This window comes from Parabacteroides distasonis (assembly GCF_004793765.1).
Taxonomy (GTDB): domain Bacteria; phylum Bacteroidota; class Bacteroidia; order Bacteroidales; family Tannerellaceae; genus Parabacteroides; species Parabacteroides distasonis_A.
This window is the reverse complement of record NZ_SRYM01000004.1, coordinates 1-22,056: the sequence shown is the minus strand read 5'-3', so window position 1 is coordinate 22,056 and position 22,056 is coordinate 1. Positions and strand designations below refer to the sequence as shown.

Here is a 22,056-nt window from a genome sequence, read left to right as displayed (position 1 = left end):
CTTACGCACGATAATTTTCAATTCCCAATTCTCGATTTTTTAATTATTTAGATATGCAGATTTATAATCATCTCATATAACTCCTGCTTACCGCTGATCTGTTTCGGCTCGCCGTCACGCAAAGCGATCGTACGAAGATCTTCCAGTGTAAGTTTGCCATCCTCGAATGCCTTACCCTCGCCGGCATCGAAACTAGCGTAACGCTCGGCACGCATCTTGCGGTAGTCTGAGTGCTCAAGGATATCGGCGGCGATCATCAAAGCACGGGCGAAAGCGTCCATACCACCGATATGAGCGATGAAGATGTCCTCCAAGTCCGTAGAATTACGGCGGGTCTTGGCGTCGAAGTTCGTACCTCCGGTAGTCAAGCCACCTCCCTCAAGGATAACCAGCCAAGCCTGTGCCAACTCATAGATATCCATCGGGAATTGATCCGTATCCCAACCATTCTGGTAATCGCCACGGTTCGCGTCGATACTGCACAACATGCCGGCGTCGGCGGCGGCTTGCAACTCATGCTCGAATGTATGTCCGGCCAAGGTAGCGTGGTTCACCTCGATATTCAAGGCGAAATCCTTGTCCAGTCCATAATGGCGAAGAAAGCCGATCACGGTCTCCGAATCCACGTCATATTGATGTTTCGTCGGTTCCATCGGTTTCGGCTCGATCAGGAACGTACCCTTGAAACCGTTCTTACGACCATAATCACGGGCCATCGTCAACATCATAGCCAAATGATCCTTCTCACGTTTCATGTTCGTGTTCAATAGGCTCATATAACCCTCACGACCACCCCAGAACACATAGTTCTCACCCCCTAAGGCGATACAAGCGTCGATAGCATTCTTGATCTGCGTGCCAGCGCATGCCACGGTCGGGAAATAAGGGTTCGTAGCGGCACCGTTCATATAACGCTTATGTCCGAACACGTTAGCGGTAGACCATAGCAGTTTCTTTCCGGTAGCGGCTTGATGCTCCTTGGCATGTTCCACCATCGTCTGCAAACGTTTCTCGAACTCGCCCAGCGTAGGAGCCTCGTCCACCACGTCCACGTCGTGGAAGCAATAGTAAGGAATATTACATTTGGTCATAAACTCGAAAGCGGCGTCCATCTTGTACTTCGCACGGGTGATAGCGTCCGTGCTGTCGTTCCAAGGGAATGATTTTGTACCACCACCAAACTGATCACCTCCCTCGGCACACAAGGTATGCCAATAAGCCATAGCGAAGCGTAAATGATCCTTTAGTGTCTTACCCATTACTACCTTATCCGCATCATAATAATGAAATGCCAACGGATTTTTTGACTCACGTCCCTCAAACTGAATCTGTCCGATTCCCGGGAAAAATTCTTTCTCTCCTCTAAAGTAACTCATAATAATATATATTAAAAATGTAAATAATTCTGCTGTTAAATAGATTGCTCCAATCGTCCTTTCCAAATCTCGAACGCCCCACAATAAGCATTCGCCTTGAAACCGTCCGGCTCGATCACGTTAATCTTCTTCAAGGAAGCGAACGCTTCTTCCGCATTCTTATAGATACCGGCACCAATACCGGCACCCTTGGCCGCTCCTACCGCACCGTTCGTATCATACAGTTCGATCACCGTACCCGTCACGCCCGCCAAAGCATCCCGGAAAATCGGGCTTAAGAACAAGTTCGCATTCCCCGCACGGATTACCTGAATATCGATCCCCATCTCATTCATGATATCCATACCGTATTTAAAGGCGAACACGATACCTTCCTGCGCCGCCCTAGCCATATGCGCCTTGGTATGTATGTTAAAGTTCAATCCATGAACCGAGCAATCGATTTGCTTATTCTGCAATATACGCTCTGCCCCGTTTCCGAACGGCAAGATCGAAAGTCCGTCGCAACCAATGGGAACCGTAGCCGCCAAATCATTCAACTCATTATAGTTAATACCTTCTGGCGCTATATTCCGTTTGATCCAAGAATTAAGGATACCGACTCCGTTGATGCACAACAAGACACCCAAACGGGTCTGCTCCGTCGTATGGTTCACGTGGGCGAACGTATTCACACGGGAAAGCGTATCGTAATTCACCTTGCCGTTCACGCCATACACGACTCCGGAAGTCCCGCCGGTAGCCGCTATCTCACCCGGATTCAATACATTCAATGATAAAGCGTTATTCGGCTGGTCGCCCGCACGATAGGTAACCGGCGTACCTTTCTTCAATCCCAACTCGGCCGCAACCGAGGCGGTAACCTCGCCCTGCACACCGAACGTCGGACGGATATCGGCGATCAGATCCTTACTGAATCCATAATAATTCATCAAATCCTCCGATAAAGCATTATTCTTGAAGTCCCAGAAGATCCCCTCCGACAAACCGGAAACCGTAGTCACGATATCCCCCGTAAGGCGCATGGCTATGAAATCTCCTGGCAACATGATCTTATGAATACGGCCGTAAATATCCGGCTCGTACTCCTTGATCCAAGCCAGCTTGGAAGCGGTAAAATTACCCGGCGAGTTCAATAGGTGGGTAAGGCATCGTTTCTCGCCTATATTCTTAAACGCACGCTCGCCATAAGGAACAGCACGGCTATCGCACCAGATAATAGATGGACGAAGCACCTCCATCTTCTTGTCCACCGCCACCAAGCCATGCATCTGGTACGAGATACCGATCGCCTTGATATCCTCGCCTTTCACCTTCGCCTTGCTCATGGCGCCTTTCATAGCGATCTTCACGTACGACCACCAATCCTCTGGATTTTGCTCCGCCCACCCTGGGCGCAACGCCTTAATCGGGGCCTCTTCTTTGGGATAAAAATCCGCACCTATTGTTAACCCGGTCTCCTCATCGATAATAGAGACCTTGATGGAAGAACTTCCAATGTCACATCCTAACAGACACATAATCGTATGGTTTTATATCTTATTAAACTTCGAACGTTGTTGATTATATTTCACCTTATCAAACCGATAATACCGTGCGGCACGATGGGCGACCCCGTCTTGCATGTCCTCCGTGGGCACCACGTAATCCAAGGAATTCATCTTCTTATGAAAATTGCGCACGTCCATCTCACGGTTATAGATCACCTCGTACGTGCGCCTAAGCTGAAACGCCGTGAACTTCATCGGCATATAGTCGAAAATGATGGCGGGCTCCTTCTCCACCCAATTACGGATCTCCTGTATGGCAGCCTCGATAATCTCTTTATGATCGAATGGCAAACGGGGAAGCTCATTGATCGGGCACCAGCGGATCGAGTCGGATTTATCGGCCGAACACGTCTTCCTACTGTTCTTGCACAAGGCAAGATAAGCGACCGTGATCAACCGTCCGATCTTCACCTTGGAAGTCGCCTCCAGCCACATCACGTCCAAGCGGTTCGAGGTACGGGCGGGGGAACCGAAACAACGGAATTGTTTCAATTGGACACGCTTCAAGCCAGTCGAATCATTCAGTATCCGATAAGCGGCGTCATCTAAATCCTCGTTCTCATAGATCAGGCTACCAGGTAGTTTATAGCCGATCAACTCGCCCTCCTCGCTTTTCCGCTCTGCCAGCAGCACGGTGAGCTTGTCATCATTGATGCCGAGAAGAACGCAGTCTACGGAAACATAAGGGGAAAGCATCTCTCTATTCTCGTTTTGTGTATCCATGATATCAGTAATTAGATTTACGCAAATATAAGTATTTTTCTTAATAAAGCTATTACAAAATACCTTTTTTATACCTACTAATCAATTATTTTTCTGATATTTTCAATATCGTAAATCGTACAATATGCTATACAACACATAATGTAAGTAAAACAATTAGCATGAGAACAAATAATGAAGGCGTCTTCACGAACCTCTAACTTTTATTTCCTACATTTGTTATATATTTATAAAACATCGGACATGAATCTAAAAAACATATACTTCGCCTGGCTGATTTATTGGGATAAAATGAAGGGATTGTTGAACGGGATAGCGGAAGCGACCATCCTACTCGCCTCCTTAGCCTCTTTCTTCGTATTGATCTACCAGTTCGGCTTTGTACAGACACCCGATTCCGTCCATATCCTAGAGCGTTCCCGCCCATTCATCCTGCTAGCTTTTTTCACGGGCATAACACTCCGGTACGTGGTGAGGTTCCAAGAAATCATACAGGAGAAAATGTTGTATCTCGATATCAGCATCTATTTCCTTTTATTCGCCGTATTATCCAGCAAAATATTTTTCAAGGATGCCATAGCGCACTCCTTGCCTTATTTGTCTTTCCTTACGAAACCTCTCTTCGTATATGTCTTATTATTGCTACTTAGCACGATTCACTTATCCCGGCAGACGTTCACGCTGATGCAGACACGGATCAAGCCCTCGTTGCTTTTCTTGCTCAGTTTCGTGTTCGTGATATTGGTCGGGGCCGGGTTGCTATCGTTGCCGAACGCCACTACGCACCGGATTCCGTTTATCGACGCTTTGTTTATCTCCACGACCTCGGTATGCGTAACCGGACTAACTACCGTCGATGTAGCCACCAGTTTCACGCATATTGGTCATATTATCATCCTGATTTTAATACAGATAGGCGGCATAGGAGTCATGACATTTACCTCTTTCTTCGCCCTCTCCTTTATGGGGAAATCCTCTTTTACGAGCAAGATGATGCTGAAAGATATGTTGAACGAGGATCGGACGGGAGGATTATTCCGGGTCATCTTAAATATTCTTTTCGTGACCTTGTTTATCGAGGGGATCGGTGCCTATTTTATTTATATGGACGTACGGGGAAGCCTGCCGGGAGGTACGCAGCAGGAATTATTCTACGCAATGTTTCATGCCGTGTCCGCTTTTTGTAACGCAGGGATCTCTACCTTGAGCGGCAATATGTACGATCCGTTAGTGGCGGATAAGTACAACCTCCATTTCTGGATAGCCATGCTGATTATATTCGGAGGCTTGGGCTTCCCGATCGTCTTCAATTACCTGAAACTCTTGCATCACTTGCTGATGAATGGTATCAAGATATTGATCGGTAAGCAAAAGCATTATATCCATACGCCCCGTATCATTAATGTACATACGTACATAGTTGTTATATCTACCTTGATCCTATTAATTACCGGAACAGTTTTCTACCTCTTTTTCGAGTATGACAATACCTTGGGCGACCTTCCTTTGCGGGGGAAACTGGCAAATGCGTTCTTAGGCGCCGTCACGCCTAGAACGGCAGGATTCAACGTGGCGGATATGACTACATTGGCCCCTCCGACCTTAATGCTGACGTGGATCCTTATGGTAATTGGAGCCGCCCCTATGTCCACCGGCGGCGGATTGAAAGTGACCACCGTTTTCGTAGCTCTGGTTACGACCCTGAACGCCGCACGTGAGAAAGATAAAGTGGAAGTGAGAAAACGGGAGATCGCCCCATTCGCTATCCGCCGGGCATTCGCTATCATCATGATGTACTTCATGTGGGTGGCGATCGCTACGTGGGTATTATCTTATACGGAAAAAGGGGCGCCATTGTTCTCCCTATTGTTCGAGGTTGTTTCCGCCTTGAGTACCGTAGGCTTGAGCATCGATTATACCCCTCATCTCACCCCTATCGGGAAAATCATCATTATCAGCACGATGCTGGTCGGACGTATCGGGGTATTGGCCTTCCTCGTAAGTTTCTGCAAGGAATACACGAAAAAGGACTATACATATCCACAAGAAAATATATTAATGTAAAAACAAGATAGCATGAAATATTTAGTAATCGGATTAGGGAATTTAGGACGTGCGATAGCAAAGGACTTGACACGTGTCGGCAATGAGGTGATCGGCGTAGACATGGATCTGCATCGTGTCGATATGCTGAAAAACGACATAGCGGGGGCGGTCGCCTTGGACTCCACGGACAAAGAGGCATTGAACACCCTGCCTTTGAGTGAGATGGATGCCATTATCGTAACATTCGGTAAGGATTTCGGGACTTCCGTTCAGACTGTCGCCTTATTGAAAAGCTTGGATGCGGGCAAACTGATCGTGCGGGCGATCTCCTCGATCCATGAGACAGTAATCCGTGCGATCGGGGTAAGCGAGATCATCACCCCGGAAAAGGATTTCTCTACGATGTACACCTCCCAAGCGTCTTTAGGCGGCCTGTTCCGGCATTGGTATAAAGTAACCGACACGGAACATCTCTATAAGATCAAGACACCGGCCACTCTTGTCGGGCAAACCATCAAGAACATCGATTTCGAGGAGAATTTCGGCATCCATCTGATAGCGATCGAACGCCCTTACGAGAAAAAGAACCTGATCGGGCTCACACAGACAGAATACAAGGTTATCAGCCGCATCACCGAGGAATTGGTGATCGAGGCGGATGATCTACTGATCTTATTCGGGAAGATAGAGCTATTGAATAAAATAGCCAACATCTAAAGCAAAACATAGACAGACGATCACGATATAATCAGCGTCGTCTGCCTACGGCAAATATCAACGAAGCGATCAAGCCCCCGCTATTTCTATCGTATAGGAGGCATCGAAGACCTCTCCCAGTTCCAAATGCCATACCCAATCCCGGTCTTTATACTCACCCGTATAATCCACCCGGTCGCAACGCCCATACCAAGGTTCGATACAGACAAACGGAGCGTTTCTCGTAGGCGGAGACCATAAGCCTACCACCGGAGCCGTAAAGGTGAGCGAAAGGTACGGACGTTTCTCCACATCCAATAAGTCCACCCGCTTAATCTGGCTGTCCTCCAAGATAAACGTATCGATATCAAACGTATGGATATTCAACGGCAGCAAGCCGTCCGCATCCAAAGGTACCGGACGAACCACATCCCCTACGCACCCTTTCTCCACCAGCGCACGGTATACGAGATCTTTTTTCACATCGAAAGCGAAATACCCCCGATCCGGTTGATCCACCTCATAATTCGGGTACAGGAAAGCCGGATGAGCGCCGATCTGGAAATGCATCGTCTGATCTCCCGTATTCTTCACACGCCAAAGCACCTCCACCTTATTGCCCTCCAAACGATACCCGATCTCCAAAAGGAAAGGGAACGGATAGGCTCTCAACGTGTCCGGGGTACTTTCCAGCGCGAAACGCAACTCATTCTCCGCCTCATCGATCAACGTAAAATCCATATCCCGTGCAAAGCCGTGCTGCGACAGCGGATACACGGTTCCCTCGTTCCGATACTCGGCCTTCCATACGCTCCCGACGATCGGGAACAATACCGGGGAATGACGTTTCCAGAAAGCGGGGTCCGCTTGCCAGAGATACTCCTTTCCCGTAGCGTTCGCTACGATACTACTCAACTCCGCTCCATGTTCGGCGACACGGATCGTTAGTTCTTGATTTGATACTGTCTTCATTCCTTATGATAAGTTTAGTAATTGTTCGGCGGGAAGTCCCTTGCTTTTCAAGAAACCGTTCAAAGTCCCGAATAATAAGGGCTGCCGCCGGAAATCTTCCAGATAAACCCGTTTCAGGCAGTCTACCGGCATCGATACCGGGACGTATGGGATCAAGTTTCCATGCTCATAACGATAGAGCACCTCGTCCGTAGCTTGCAGCGAGGCCAACCGCCATTCCTTATCCCCCACCGAGGAAGGATGCTTCACCTCCAGACAGGCGTTACACAGCATCGAGAAAAAGCGGGAATCAGGCGTAAAGCCCGTGTGCTCCTCATCAAAAAAGAAGGTATCGTATTCCTTTTCCAATTGTGCCGTAAAATGGTTCAAGATAGGCTCCCTCTCATATTTACAAGACAACAGGGAATAATTCTCGAACAGGCAAAGCTCGCCCAACGACTGATAGTCCAGCTCAAGGAGCAGAGAAGGCTCGGCAGACCGGGCCGGCTCACCGGGTTTCTCATACAAAGGGATCACGTACATGCCTATCTCCGGCCCCACCAGCATCCGGCTGTCCTGTCTGAAAAAGGGCATCGCTTTCTTGCTCTTTTCCACAGGTATCCCTTTGCGTTCCTCATACAAACCGATAGACTCCCTAAGCAAGGAAAGCCCATACTCGATCTCCTCTTGCGGCACGATATGCATCAACCCCTTCGCCGGAAGCGTGAAAAAGGAATCAGGCCCCGAGGTATTCCGAAAGCTTTCGACAAAAGCGTTCAATGATACTCTACAATATAAAACCATACAATCTGTTTTTTGCCTCGCAAGGTAGGAAAATATTATCAGAACCGATATGCCTTCCGACAAGAATTTATCTTATTACGCAAGATTACTGCAACCCGGGTTGCAGTAGTACTGCAAGGCTTATGCAGCGGTACTGCAATGCCTGTTGCAGTAACACTGCACGAGCGTTGCAGTAAAAAGCAGCGTGTAGCTTCGCTATTTTAGTTGACTACTTTCGTTCTACTTTGTAAAAAGAGTTGACTCGCATATCAAAATAATCATTATCTTTGTTCAGAATAACAAACGAGCAAAAAAAGACTGTACCGTAAATCAAAATATAAACCAATTATAGTATACAATTATGAAACGTCGTGATTTTTTAAAGACCAGTGTCATCGCTAGCGCAGCTCTATCCTTAAATTTTGAAGGTCTGCAAGCGGCCCTTTCCACAAACACCGTAGCCGTAGAAAAGGCTCCCGATATGGTAGCCGTTATGGGTGGAGAGCCGGAGGTGATGCTAGATAAAGCCTTGGAAGCCCTTGGCGGTATCGGAAACTTCGTAAAGAAAGGACAAAAGATCGTGATCAAGCCGAATATCGGTTGGGACCGCTCTCCTGAATTGGCCGGTAATACGAACCCCAAATTAGTGAAAGCCTTGGTCAAGAAATGTTTGGAGGCCGGCGCCTCTAAAGTGACCGTATTCGACCACACCTGCGATAACTGGCAGAAATGCTATGAGACGAGCGGGATCGCCGAAGCCGTAAAAGAGGCCGGAGGTATCATCATGCCTGCCAACGATGAGAAATATTTCAAGGAAGTATCCATCCCGGGTGGCGTGAACCTGAAAAGCGCCAAGATCCATGAGGCCCTGATCGAGGCTGACGCATGGATCAACGTCCCCGTATTGAAGAACCATGGTGGGGCGAAGATGACTTGCGCCATGAAGAACTATATGGGAATCGTATGGGATCGCCGTTTCTTCCATCAAAATGATTTGCAACAATGCATCGCCGATATTTGCACTTGGCAAAAGAAACCGGTATTGAACATCGTGGACGCTTATCGTATCATGCACCAAAACGGCCCGCAAGGAAAGAGCGCGGCCGATGTGGCTACCTTGAAATCCTTGATCGCCTCCACCAATATCGTCACTATCGACACCGCTGCCCTTCGCCTGTTCAACCAAGTGAAGAAGCTGGATATGGCCGCCGTAGGTCATATCGGTAAAGGCGAGGCTTTAAAGCTGGGTACGACGAATCTGGATAATGTCACGATCAAACGTATTAAGATATAATCGAGGATGAAAAAGCCTAATTACCTAAAAGGATTGCGGGTCGTACTCGCGATCCTCATTTTCGCACCCATACTTTTATTCTTCGTTGATTTCGCCGATGTATTGCCGGACAACCTGCACACGTTGTTGCATCTCCAGATCATGCCTGCTATTTTAGGGGGAATGGCGGGGTTGGTGGTCTTCCAATTCATATTGGCTTTATTGTTCGGCCGGATCTATTGCTCGGTCATTTGCCCGGCGGGCGTATTGCAAGATATTATCAACCGGGTTTTCTGTATCGGAAAGAAGAAAAAGAAAGGAGTACGCAGGTTCAGCTATCATAAGCCTATGAATATCTTACGGTACTCTATTCTCGGGCTTACATTCGTATTGGCTGTTTTCGGGATGATCGAATTATGTACGTTGCTAGATCCGTACAGTAACTTCGGCCGTATCGCGAGCAACTTGTTCCGTCCGGCCGTCATGTGGGTCAATAACCTGCTGGCCGACGGATTGGCACAGATGGATAACTATACGCTTTATCACGTCACGATCAGTAACGTGACGGTATTCGGCGTGATATCCGCTTTGGTCGCCTTGCTCGTATTCATCATCATGGTCGTATTCCGGGGAAGGTTGTTCTGCAATACGCTTTGCCCGGTAGGAACATTGTTGAGCCTTATCTCCCGGTATTCGTTTTTCCGGATCTCCTTTGACAAAGAAACTTGTACGCACTGTGGCAATTGCGAGCACACTTGTAAGGCGGAGGCTATCGACAGCAAGAACCTCGCCGTAGATACCTCCCGTTGCGTAGATTGTTTCAACTGCGTGTCCTCGTGCGCTAAAGGAGGATTGCAATATCGTTTCAAGCCTTCCTTCAAGAAAGAAGCCGAAACAGCTCGCATACAAACAGACGTGATCCAACAGGCTACCGCTCCGAACAGCCGCCGTACGTTCCTCACGGCAGGGGCTACCGTAGCGGTCTCCCTCCCGATCGTATCCACCATTGCCCAAGGAATTGAAAAAGGGCATGGCAAAGGGCAACATTCATGCGAGGGGCAAGACGGACACTGTAAAGGACAGCACGGGCAAGATAAGCACGGCAAGAAATGGCTCCCTATCGTACCGCCGGGAGCGATCAGCATAGAGCGTTTCAAGGATGTATGTACCGGATGCCAGATTTGCGTGACCCAATGCCCGAGTCATGTACTACGTCCCACGGGATTAGAGTATGGCTTTGATTATATGTTGAAACCCCGTATCGCTTACATCGACAGTTATTGCAATTACGAATGCACGGTCTGCTCGGAGGTTTGCCCCACGCACGCTATAAAGCCGCTTACCAAGGAAGAGAAAGCGACTACGCAAGTAGGCATCGCCACCTTCTTCATCAACCGCTGTATCGTAAAGACAGAGGGGACGGACTGCGGGGCCTGCTCGGAGCACTGCCCTACCCAAGCCGTGCATATGGTTCCTTACGAGGGCACGCTGACCATCCCGCAAGTAAACCCCGATCTTTGCATCGGTTGTGGCGGCTGCGAATCGATCTGTCCCGTACGCCCGATGAGAGCGATCATCATCAAGGCAAACGAGGTACACAAATTCGTGGAGAAGCCCAAAGAGGAAGAGGTGAAAAAGGTAGAAATAGATGACTTCGGATTCTAAGAGAAAAATGCTACCTTTGTCACAAATTTTTGATACATGACATTTGAATTACAGTATAACGACACGAAATCGAACGCTAGGGCGGGCTTGATTACCACCGATCACGGGGTAATCGAGACGCCTATTTTTATGCCCGTGGGTACGCAAGGTACGGTAAAGGGTGTACATATGACCGAGCTAAAGGAAGATACCAAGGCACAAATCATCTTGGGGAATACGTACCATCTGTATCTTCGTCCCGGTATCCATATCTTGGAGCAGGCAGGAGGCTTGCATAAGTTTAATACGTGGGATCGGCCGATATTGACCGATAGCGGGGGGTTTCAGGTATTCTCCCTTTCCGACAATCGCAAGCTGCATGAAGAGGGAGCCGAGTTCCGCTCGCATCTCGACGGTTCCAAGCATATGTTCACGCCGGAGAAGGTGATGGATATCGAACGCTCTATCGGCGCAGATATCATCATGGCCTTCGATGAGTGTTGCCCGGGAGATGCCGACTACAATTACGCCAAGCAATCACTGGGCCTGACCGAGCGTTGGCTGGATCGTTGTTTTGCCCGCTTCAACAGCACGGAGCCGAAATACGGCTACCGACAAAGTCTCTTCCCGATCGTACAGGGATGCGTCTATACGGACTTGCGGCAGAGGGCGGCGGAGAACGTGGCCCGAAAAGGCGCCGATGGAAACGCTATCGGGGGACTGGCCGTTGGCGAGCCTACCGATAAGATGTATGAGATGATCGAAGTCGTAAACGATATCTTACCGAAAGATAAGCCTCGTTACTTGATGGGCGTAGGTACCCCGATCAATCTGCTTGAAGGGATCGAACGGGGCATTGATATGTTCGACTGTATCATGCCGACCCGTAACGGACGCAACGGCCAACTTTTCACCCGCTTCGGTACTATCAATATGCGTAACAAGAAATGGGAGAACGATTTCTCGCCGGTCGATCCGGACGGACATTCCTACGTGGATACCTTATATAGCAAGGCTTATCTGCACCACTTGATCAAGGCGAAAGAAATGCTTGGCTTACAGATCGCTTCTATCCATAACCTCGCTTTCTACCTATGGCTGGTGAAAGAAGCGAGGGCACATATCATCGCTGGCGATTTTACTACATGGAAAAGTGGTATGGTCCGTCAATTAGCGAACCGGTTATAAAAAACGAGACAGATGAAATTTAAACTAAAACGGATCGATTGGTATATCATCAAGCAGTTTCTGGGCACGTACGTGTTCGCTATCGCCTTGATTATCTCTATCTCCGTCGTTTTCGATATAAACGAGAAGATCGATAAATTCTTGAATCCGGATGTCCCCTTAAAGGCGATCATCTTGGATTATTACTTGAACTTTATCCCCTATTTTGCCAATTTGTTCAGTCCGTTGTTTACATTTATCGCCGTGATCTTTTTCACGTCGAAGCTAGCGGATCGTTCGGAGATCATAGCGATGCTTGCCAGCGGTATGAGTTTCCGTAGGTTAATGTTTCCTTATGCGGTCTCGGCTACGATTATCGCTATCGTGACGTTTATCCTGAACGCTTACATCATTCCCCCTGCGAATGAGACTCGTATTGATTTCCAGAACAAGTATATCCGCAACAAGAAGGTGGACTACGTGAAGAACGCCCAATTGGAGATCGAGCCGGGTGTTATCGCTTATTTCGATAGCTATGACGCTCGCTCGAACATGGGATACCGTTTCTCTTTGGAGCATTTCGAAGATAAGAAATTGATCTCCCGTCTGACCGCCAAGTCGATCAAATACGACTCGCTTTATCAATGGACCGTTATCGATTATATGATCCGTGATTTCGATGGCATGCGGGAACATATTTCCCAAGGCTCCCGTAAGGATACGACCTTGACCATCGTGCCCTCGGACTTCCTGATTTCCGTGAATGATTGCGAGACGATGACAACGCCCGAGCTGAATACGTATATCAACCGGCAGAAAAAAAGAGGTATCGGGAATATACAGACCTTCCAGATCGAGTATCATAAGCGCTTCGCTACGATCATGGCGGCGTTTATCTTGACTTCTATCGGAGCGTCGTTGTCTTCCCGGAAAATAAAGGGAGGTATGGGTATGAATATCGGTATCGGATTGGCGTTGAGTTTCTCTTACATCCTGTTTATGACGGTTACTTCCACCTTCGCTATTAATGGTTATGTGAGTCCTGCCGTAGCGGCTTGGATACCAAATATAATTTATACGTTTATAGCGATATTCTTATATCAGAAAGCACCAAGGTAAAGGAATTGACTAAACCCCACCTAATTTCATCCAGTTGTAGAGACGGGGCACGCTCCGTCTCTATAACCTAGGATTTTCAATTATTTTGTGAAATTAAGTCCAAACTCTAACGTTTTTGCGTTCGGAAGTAGTTGTAGTGCTTACTTTGCCCCAAATCAAATTACTGATAGCAGGCTCTATCATAGATCACTCACAAATATATCCATTCCAACTTCCATTAACAACAATAATTTAATATCAGATGTTCGATTCCTGTGTTTAGATCAAAATAATATCAATCTCTCACAAACAAAGCCTCCATATTCTCCCATCATTTACTACTTTTGTCGTATCAAATACTTAAAAACAATCTATCATGAAGAAAGTGTTTATATCAATGGCCTGCGTATTAATCGCTCTATCCGGTTGTACGCATGGAGGAAGCAATAAAGAAGCCACCGCCGATTCCTGCGCCAACGGCAAAGAATCCATGGAAGTCGTACTGAATATCAAACGAAAAGTAAAACCCGAATGTGTCTCCGCCTTAAAGGAATCATTCTTGAAATGCAAGGAAAGCACGTTGCTAGAACCGGGATGTATCGACTACGGCATGTATCAGTCCCTCACCGATAGTACCGAATTCTTTATCGCCGAGACTTGGAAAAACGACAGGGAATTGCAAAAGCATGGAGAGACAGCTCATCTTAAACAACACCTCAATGAGATCAAGGATATGGGAGACCCTTCCTATAAAGGTAGTTTCCGGAAGATTTATGTCTGTCCGAGCGTAAACGATTAATCGTTAAGAATTGAAGATTAAAAATCAAGCTTCACATAAGCGTTTATTTTCAATCTTCAATTCCCTATATTTAATTACAAAAGATCTGACGCCAATTCAGATAATTCGCTTCGCTCGCCTTTTATCAAGTTGATATGGGCGAACAAGTCCTGTCCTTTCATCTTGTCGATCATATAGGCCAAGCCATTACTTTGGGCGTCTAGATACGGGGAGTCAATCTGTTGGATATCTCCCGTGAAGACCATCTTCGTTCCCTCTCCCGCACGGGTGATAATCGTCTTGATCTCATGCGGCGTGAGGTTCTGGGCCTCATCGATGATACAATAAGTCTCAGACAAGCTACGACCTCGGATAAAGGCCAACGCCTCGATCACCAACTGGTTGTTCTTCTGCATATCGTCGATCTTACGGACATCGGGATTACCCGGGGCAAACTGGGTCTTGATCACGTTCAAGTTATCGAATAAAGGTTGCATATAAGGAGCGACCTTTTGCTTCTCGTCACCCGGAAGGAAACCAAGATCCTTATTCGCCAAAGCGACGATCGGACGGGCCAAAAGTATCTGTTTATACGTGCCGGCTTGTTTCAAGGCAGAGGCCAACGCCAACAATGTCTTTCCGGTTCCGGCCTTTCCGGTCAGCCCCACAAGCTTGATATTCGGATCGTTCAATACCTCGAAAGCGAAACTCTGCTCGGCATTACGGGGCTGGATACCAAAGTTCGTGCCTTTATCCACCTTCTTGATCTTATCCGTAAACGGATTGTAGCGAGCCAATACACTATTACGTACGCTTTTCAAGATAAAGCATTCATTGGGGTCGAGCTTAGACTTGATATCCAACGAATCTGCATCCACACCTTCCGGAGAGCTGTAGATCTTGTCGATCAAATCGGGGTCTATATTCTCATAGGTCTCTTGCGCACGCTCGAAAATATCTACATTCACGACCTTATCCGTGATATAATCCTCAACGGGAATACCCAAAGAACGAGCCTTCATACGAAGGTTCACATCCTTGCTGACCAAGGTTGTCGTGATCTTCGGATTCTTCTCGGCTATTGTCAACGCACAAGACAAGATACGGTGATCTGGTGTTTTATCCGGAAAAGAATGCGCTATTTTCTCCTGGTACTTATCACCGGTCACGATATAGAGTGTACCTTTTCCCGGTCCAAGTGAGGCACCTTTTAAGAACAGGTCATTACTAGTCAATAAATCCAGCTCCCGAACAAATTCACGGGCATTATAATTGATCTGCTCACTCCCCTTCTTGAACTTGTCTAATTCCTCTAATACCACGATGGGTAGATAGATATCATTTTCCTGAAAGTTCTCGACGCACTTATAGTCATGTAATATGACATTCGTGTCCAACACAAAATTCTTCTTTGCTCCCATGGCCTTTCGATTTAATGATTATTGCATCTAATATAATAACAATTCAGACACGTTGATAGTTCTAGCCTACTAAAATTAATTACACACACCAATAATTTCGTCATATTGACCAATTCAAAGCAATATAGGATTTCCTTTAGAAGAGCATCAGTTTCATCCTATTGAAACAAAGAGTTCATTAGGATGAAACTACAAGGTATCTATTATTTTCCGAAACGGGATGTGTCTATCGAATCATGTTCCCTCTCCTTGTAACCACCAAACTTCCAGACAAAAGATAATTTCAGACATCTCTCATCATTCAACTTCCTCATCCGGCTCCATTGATTGCCTTGGTTTATTTTGATGCTACGTGGAATGCTGCTGGCGAAAATATCGTCTCCTTTAAGTGTCAAGCTAGCACGGTCATTCAAGAAAGTCCATTTTAATCCAGCGGATATCTCATACATGAAACCCAAGTCGTATATACCTTGGATGGCACCGGGAGTCACGTATTGGCCATCTATCGTCATTTTTAAATTCGGTTTATCACATAGGTTAAAAGTGTTACTCATATGCGCTAACCCGAGATAAGCCTCACGGTTATATGAGATACCGTGGAAGTTATCATTCTTCTCTTGCATCCTCCAACCTCGCAGTGTGATGCGGCTATTCCAAAAACGACCTACATTAAAAGGAATGATCACCGCCAATCCCGCTTCCAGACTATAATCCATATTCTCGAAACGAAAAACGGTCTTCAGTTCCGTATCGCTTTGATAAGGAAGTTGGGCGAAATAATCCGGCGTGTATTCACAGAACGCTACCAGCATATACTTTTGGCGGAAGATATAGACCATCTGCCCCTCATACGTGCGATAAGGTTTCAACAAGGGATTTCCCGCCACCTCCGAGTAAGAGTTTAGAGGCGTTACTTGCGGGGAGATTTGCCAATAATCGGGGTAGGTCTTATCGCTACTTATATCGAACTGTAAAATATGTCGGGGAGAAAACGTATAGCTCAGGGATACGGTGGGAAACAACGCCCCCTCATTCCATAGGTTCATATTTTCCCGGCTAGAGGCGTAGTCAGACTTAAAATATTCCCCTTTCAGCCCGACCGTAGCAGAGAAACGGTCTCCGAAGCTTTTCGATACCTCTGCGAAAATATCAGCGATGTATTCCTTTTGTGTATTATCCTCCAACGCTTCCTCGTCCATCTCATAGCCAGCACCTTGATCATATAAATACCCCGAATAGTTTTTCGACGAGGCGTAACCTCCATGCACACCGTAATTCAATCCCCACCCAGAAGCGAAACTATGTGTCTTATTTAGGAATACGGACCAGCGGGATACATCCTGTCTCGTATTATTTATCATATCAGTCCGGGAACCATTCGTATTCGTATCCTGGTAATCAAGTACCGAAGGCGAATGATAACGAGTAAAATCCGCTCCTGCCGATATCCCGGCATGTCCGTCATACTGTAAACGTATATTATGGATAGCGGAGTGCCCGTCGTCACGGACCAAGCTCATACTCTCACTTTTATTTTCCGGCTTCGACAGATCCAAATATGAGGTAAAGGCATCACGGTCCGATAAGACTTTATCTCCCTTCAGATAATATGCAAAAGAGAGTTTATCCTCATTTGCGAACGTATAATCCATTCCCAGACGAACCGTTCCTCTATTTACATGGACAAGGGCCCGATTATGTTGGCTTATTTCCGTCATACCACTATTTAATGTATGGTAGGCCAACATATCCTCCCCCATCACATCCCGTCTCTTATTTCCATCCAACAGGAAATCCATGCTAAAGCCCTTATTCGTATAAAGTAAATTCATATGCGCATCTCCCCTCGCATGGCGATATTGGGTGTAATCCACACCCGTTTCTCCTTGCCAAGAAGGAGTCTCGGACTCATTCTTATTCAATACGACATTGAGTAATGCCCCCTTGACATTATATTTAGCTGGAGCGTTATACATCACCTCGGCCTTTTCGACCCTTGAGGCCGGCATAGTTTTCAGTAACTGGATTAATTGATCTGTCGACATTGTCGTCAACTGGCCATTCAAGATTATATTCAAACGACTGGCCCCTACCAGTTCCAGATTATCATTTCGTTCGATAAGCCCCGGTAAGTCCTTGATGATCTCAAAAGCGTTCGTGGCGGTCTTATCCTTCATCAGTTGAGGGACATCATACGTCAGTTTGCCTCCCTCTAGCTTCACTTGCGGGCATTCTCCCTTTACGGTAATTTCGGCCAACTGATAATCTTTCTCCTCCAGCACCACCGTACCTACGTTGGCGGTAGTTATCTCCTTCTCTACCGCATTATATAAGATGTGTTGGAAAATAAGTCGATACAACTGGTCCAGCGGATGATTCAATCGAAAATTCCCAAGTGTATCAGTAACCACGGCATCCACATATACAGAGTCGAGGGTCTGTAAAATCACCGCCACTCCATCTACCGGCAATTCCTTGCCATCCTTCACTTTCCCGGAAATACCTTGTGCCATCATCTTACCAAAACTCATCAGCAAGCATAAAATCGTGTAGTAAATCGTACGTTTCATATCGGTTTGCTTTTATCATTTTTCGTTTATGCAAAAGAAACGTATTCTTAAAAGAAAGTATGTTACCACTCACTTACGAAGTCTTACCTTGTCTTACCAGGAATGTTATTTAGTCTTATCGCCGATTATCGGACAATACACTTGATTTGAATGCGATGGCTATGGAATGGCAGGAGTTCTACAATAAGAAACGACCGCATTCCTCACTGAACGGCAAGACTCTTCTGAAGGTACGCCGTTGGGTAGAGAAAGTATATCATCCAACTTTTCTCTAGGCTCTAAGGCAAACAGACGCATGTCTTCATGATCTGTTCCATCTGTCAGATAAGTACACAAAGCTATCATTAATATATCTGACAACAAATGTAGACTGCGACCTGTTACACGAGGATCTGTCACTGCTGAAAAATAATTAGATGGATTCATATTGCAATGGTAAACTCTTTAGAGTAATTTGAGTGCAGTCACTCTGGATTTAGGATAATGTGGCTTATTTTTTATAAGAAAAGGTTACCTTCGCGGAAACAAGATATCGCTTTGGAAGTACAAGAATTATTGAAACTATATGCCGCTCACCTACAAGTGACGGCGCTGGACACCCTACTGAAAAACGATACGTCCCACAATATATTCCTAAAGGGACTGAGTGGCTCGGGTCCGGCGATGACGATTGCCTCTCTTTTTACGAAAGGAAGGGGAAGTTATGTGTGTGTGTTGAACGACCAAGAGGAAGCCGGCTATTTCTATCACGACTTGATGCAGCTTACCGCCAGCAATGAGGTATACTTCTTCCCGTCCGCTTACCGAAGGGCCATTAAGTATGGGCATGTCGATCCGGCGAACGAGATCCTGCGCACCGAGGTACTCAGCCGGTTGCAAGACCCGGACGCCTTTTTCGTGATTGTTACGTATCCGGACGCTTTGGCGGAACGAGTCGTGGCCCGGGAGGTATTGAAGGATAACACCTTGAAGATCAGCGTGGGCGAGAAGCTGGATAATATGTTTGTCTCCGACGTACTGGACGAGTATGGCTTCGAGCAGGTCGATTATGTATATGAGCCGGGGCAGTACGCCCTCCGGGGCAGTATCCTCGACGTTTTCTCTTTCTCCTACGAGTTCCCCTACCGTATCGACTTTTTCGGCGATGAGGTGGAGACCATCCGTACGTTCGACGTGGAGACGCAACTCAGCAAGGAGAAACTGGACAGCATCTATATCGTCCCGGAGATGAGCAAGAACGCCAAGGATAGTACTTCCTTGCTAGGCTCCCTTCCCCGGAATACTTTCATAGCGGCGAGAGATCTCGCATGGTGCAAGGAGCGCATCGGAAGCGTATGGAACGACGATCCGGTGGTAGCCGACGAGGAATCCTTCGCCGATATCGACCAGATGCGGAAGAAATTAGTCCAAGCGGAGGACTTCCTACGGGAGGTCTTGGATTTCCGTCGCATCCATTTCGGGGCACGACCGATGGGAACGGCAGACGCTACCATCCATTTCTCTACGCAAACGCAGCCGATCTATCATAAGAATTTCGACCGGGTGAGCGAGTCGTTCCATAAATACCTCAACGAGGGTTATGCATTATATATATTGAGCGATCAAGAGAAACAAGCCAACCGTATCCGGATGATTTTCGAGGATAGGGGCGACAATATCCCTTTCACCGCCGTAAACCGCACGATACACGAGGGATTCGCCGATGATACGCTACGCATCTGCTTTTTCACCGACCATCAATTGTTCGACCGCTTCCATAAGTTCAACCTGAAGAGCGATAAAGCACGAAGCGGAAAGATCACCCTTTCGCTCAAGGAGCTGAACCAGTTCTCGCAGGGGGATTATATCGTACATATCGATCATGGCGTAGGACAGTTCGGGGGATTGGTACGTACCGAGGTGAACGGTAAGATGCAAGAGGCCATCAAATTGATTTATCAGAATAACGATATCATCTTCGTCAGCATCCATTCCCTGCATAAATTATCGAAATACAAGGGGAAAGAGAGCGGCGAGCCTCCTAAGTTGAGCAAGCTCGGCACGGGCGCTTGGGAAAAGATGAAGGAACGTACCAAGGCGAAGGTGAAGGATATCGCCCGGGACTTGATCCTCCTCTATTCCAAACGCAAGCAAGAGACGGGTTTCGCCTACACGCCGGACAGCTTCATGCAGCATGAGCTGGAAGCCAGCTTCATCTACGAGGACACGCCGGACCAGATGAAGGCTACCGCCGAGGTCAAGGCGGATATGGAAAGTACCCGTCCGATGGACCGGCTGATTTGTGGAGACGTTGGTTTCGGAAAGACCGAGGTAGCTATCCGTGCGGCATTCAAGGCGGTATCGGACAATAAGCAGGTGGCCGTGTTGGTACCCACCACCGTACTGGCTTTCCAGCATTACCAGACGTTTTATGAGCGCTTGAAGGATTTCCCTTGCAAGATCGGTTATATCAGCCGGGCCCGTACGGCCGCGCAAATCAAGGCTACCTTGAAAGAGCTGAAAGAGGGCGAGGTGAATATCTTGATCGGCACCCACCGGATCGTCGGCAAGGATGTACGTTTCAAGGATCTGGGCTTGCTTATCATCGATGAGGAGCAGAAGTTCGGGGTATCCGTCAAGGAGAAGCTTCGGCAACTGAAGGTGAACGTGGACACCTTAACAATGACGGCTACCCCGATCCCCCGTACCCTACAGTTCTCCTTGATGGGGGCCCGGGACCTTTCCAGCATCACCACGCCACCGCCCAACCGTTATCCCGTACAGACGGAGGTGGAGCGTTTCAACCCCGATATCATCCGGGAAGCGATCAATTTCGAGATGAGCCGGAACGGGCAAGTGTTCTTCATCAACAACCGTATCCAAAACATTTACGAGATGGAAGCCTTGGTACGGCGGGAAGTCCCCGACGCACGGGTAGCCGTGGGGCACGGGCAGATGGAGCCGGAGAAGCTGGAAAAGATCATCCTCGATTTCGTGAACTATGAATACGACGTATTGATCGCCACCAGTATCGTGGAGAGCGGCATCGACGTGCCCAACGCCAATACGATCATCATCAACAACGCCCAGCAATTCGGGCTTAGCGACCTCCATCAGCTACGCGGACGTGTAGGACGAAGCAACCGGAAAGCCTTCTGCTACCTCCTTTCCCCGCCCCTCACCTCGCTGACGCAGGAGGCACGACGCAGGTTGCAGGCGATCGAGAACTTCTCCGAGCTGGGTAGTGGTATCCATATCGCCATGCAAGACCTCGACATCCGGGGAGCCGGGAACATGCTAGGCGCCGAGCAAAGCGGTTTCATCGCCGACCTAGGCTATGAGACGTATCAGAAGATCTTGGAGGAGGCGGTAGACGAGTTGAAAAGCGAGGAATTCGCCGATCTTTACGCCGATAATGCCGAAGGGCACTGGGATACGGGCAGCGAGTACGTCCGGGAGACCTATATCGAGAGCGACCTGGAATTGATGTTCCCTCCCACCTACATCCCCAACGACTCGGAGCGTATCTCCCTATACCGGGAGTTGGATAATATGGAGGAGGAACGTGATATCCTCGCCTTTACGGAGCGCTTGAAAGACCGCTTCGGCAAGATACCGAAGGAGGGCAAGGAGTTGATCCGGATCGTGCGCCTCCGCCGCATGGCCAAGAAACTGGGTATGGAGAAAGTGGTCCTGAAGAAAGGGCAGATGAGCCTCTTCTTGGTGAATAACCCGGATAGCCCGTATTACCAAAGCGAGGCGTTCGGCAAGCTGCTGGGCTTCATCCAGAAGCATCCCCGTGAATGCAACCTCCGGGAGCAGAATGGCAAGCGAAGCATCGTGATCAAGAACGTCCCTACGGTGGAAGCGGCATGCGGTTACCTGCAAGAGATGGAAAAAATAAACTCAACCGACTTTTGACACATCCTCTTACAAACACGAAAAGATATGAACTATAATATAAAAACAGAATACGGTTAACGATAATTAGCATACTCATG

Annotated in this window: 16 protein-coding genes and 1 pseudogene; 9 read left to right on the top strand and 8 right to left on the bottom strand. The window is 47.6% G+C overall.

Features of this window, described 5'->3' with window-relative positions:
- Positions 1–47 precede the first annotated feature (47 nt).
- The 3 genes from xylA to E5342_RS02130 are packed head-to-tail and all read right to left on the bottom strand — an operon-like array spanning position 48 to position 3,649.
- Positions 48–1,376, bottom strand: coding sequence for a xylose isomerase (gene xylA / locus E5342_RS02140; RefSeq protein ID WP_135958719.1), 1,329 nt, complete (start codon positions 1,374–1,376; stop codon positions 48–50).
- A 35-nt stretch (positions 1,377–1,411) separates the two neighbouring features.
- A complete protein-coding gene (locus E5342_RS02135) occupies positions 1,412–2,896 on the bottom strand; it encodes a xylulokinase (RefSeq protein WP_121735641.1) in 1,485 nt (494 codons plus the stop codon).
- Between the two features lie 12 nt (positions 2,897–2,908).
- Positions 2,909–3,649 (bottom strand): NUDIX hydrolase, encoded by a 741-nt coding sequence (locus E5342_RS02130; protein WP_121735640.1) that lies wholly within the window; start codon positions 3,647–3,649, stop codon positions 2,909–2,911.
- Between the two features lie 243 nt (positions 3,650–3,892).
- On the opposite strand from E5342_RS02130, the gene E5342_RS02125 reads away from it, so the two are divergent.
- Complete coding sequence (locus E5342_RS02125; protein WP_121735678.1) at positions 3,893–5,713, top strand: TrkH family potassium uptake protein; 1,821 nt, start codon at positions 3,893–3,895, stop codon at positions 5,711–5,713.
- Between the two features lie 12 nt (positions 5,714–5,725).
- Positions 5,726–6,412: a potassium channel family protein gene (locus E5342_RS02120; protein ID WP_121735639.1), complete on the top strand. Its 687-nt coding sequence runs from the start codon at positions 5,726–5,728 to the stop codon at positions 6,410–6,412.
- 69 nt (positions 6,413–6,481) lie between these two features.
- Here E5342_RS02120 and E5342_RS02115 read toward each other — a convergent pair whose 3' ends face one another.
- Both E5342_RS02115 and E5342_RS02110 read right to left on the bottom strand, forming a co-directional pair.
- Positions 6,482–7,363, bottom strand: a complete 882-nt coding sequence (locus tag E5342_RS02115; RefSeq protein ID WP_135958718.1) for an aldose 1-epimerase family protein — start codon at positions 7,361–7,363, stop codon at positions 6,482–6,484.
- A 3-nt stretch (positions 7,364–7,366) separates the two neighbouring features.
- Positions 7,367–8,146: a hypothetical protein gene (locus E5342_RS02110; protein ID WP_135958717.1), complete on the bottom strand. Its 780-nt coding sequence runs from the start codon at positions 8,144–8,146 to the stop codon at positions 7,367–7,369.
- A gap of 340 nt (positions 8,147–8,486) precedes the next feature.
- On the opposite strand from E5342_RS02110, the gene E5342_RS02105 reads away from it, so the two are divergent.
- The 5 genes from E5342_RS02105 to E5342_RS02085 all read left to right on the top strand — a co-directional run bounded on the left by E5342_RS02105 (position 8,487) and on the right by E5342_RS02085 (position 14,106).
- Positions 8,487–9,419, top strand: coding sequence for a DUF362 domain-containing protein (locus E5342_RS02105; RefSeq protein ID WP_135958716.1), 933 nt, complete (start codon positions 8,487–8,489; stop codon positions 9,417–9,419).
- 6 nt (positions 9,420–9,425) lie between these two features.
- Complete coding sequence (locus E5342_RS02100) at positions 9,426–11,063, top strand: 4Fe-4S dicluster domain-containing protein (RefSeq protein WP_135958715.1); 1,638 nt, start codon at positions 9,426–9,428, stop codon at positions 11,061–11,063.
- A gap of 36 nt (positions 11,064–11,099) precedes the next feature.
- The gene (gene tgt / locus E5342_RS02095) at positions 11,100–12,230 is read left to right on the top strand and encodes a tRNA guanosine(34) transglycosylase Tgt (RefSeq protein ID WP_135958714.1); all 1,131 of its coding nucleotides are present in this window, start codon (positions 11,100–11,102) and stop codon (positions 12,228–12,230) included.
- Positions 12,231–12,242: 12 nt separating this feature from the next.
- Positions 12,243–13,328 (top strand): LptF/LptG family permease, encoded by a 1,086-nt coding sequence (locus E5342_RS02090; protein ID WP_121735633.1) that lies wholly within the window; start codon positions 12,243–12,245, stop codon positions 13,326–13,328.
- Between the two features lie 355 nt (positions 13,329–13,683).
- Entirely contained in the window at positions 13,684–14,106 is a 423-nt protein-coding gene (locus E5342_RS02085) for a putative quinol monooxygenase (RefSeq protein ID WP_135958713.1), read from the top strand.
- Positions 14,107–14,180: 74 nt separating this feature from the next.
- Here E5342_RS02085 and E5342_RS02080 read toward each other — a convergent pair whose 3' ends face one another.
- Together E5342_RS02080 and E5342_RS02075 are read right to left on the bottom strand one after the other, a co-directional pair.
- A complete protein-coding gene (locus tag E5342_RS02080) occupies positions 14,181–15,506 on the bottom strand; it encodes a PhoH family protein (RefSeq protein WP_121735631.1) in 1,326 nt (441 codons plus the stop codon).
- A 203-nt stretch (positions 15,507–15,709) separates the two neighbouring features.
- Positions 15,710–18,076: an outer membrane beta-barrel family protein gene (locus E5342_RS02075; protein ID WP_121735630.1), complete on the bottom strand. Its 2,367-nt coding sequence runs from the start codon at positions 18,074–18,076 to the stop codon at positions 15,710–15,712.
- A 155-nt stretch (positions 18,077–18,231) separates the two neighbouring features.
- On the opposite strand from E5342_RS02075, the gene E5342_RS20085 reads away from it, so the two are divergent.
- Positions 18,232–18,351 (top strand): integrase core domain-containing protein, encoded by a 120-nt coding sequence (locus E5342_RS20085; protein WP_349237374.1) that lies wholly within the window; start codon positions 18,232–18,234, stop codon positions 18,349–18,351.
- Here the strand turns inward: E5342_RS20085 and E5342_RS20080 are convergent.
- Positions 18,341–18,502 (bottom strand): annotated as a pseudogene (locus tag E5342_RS20080) (transposase family protein); the annotation flags it as partial. The gene E5342_RS20085 and the pseudogene E5342_RS20080 sit on opposite strands and share 11 nt — an antisense overlap.
- A 111-nt stretch (positions 18,503–18,613) precedes the next feature.
- On the opposite strand from E5342_RS20080, the gene mfd reads away from it, so the two are divergent.
- Positions 18,614–21,976 (top strand): transcription-repair coupling factor, encoded by a 3,363-nt coding sequence (mfd, locus tag E5342_RS02060; protein ID WP_135958712.1) that lies wholly within the window; start codon positions 18,614–18,616, stop codon positions 21,974–21,976.
- Positions 21,977–22,056: the final 80 nt, after the last annotated feature.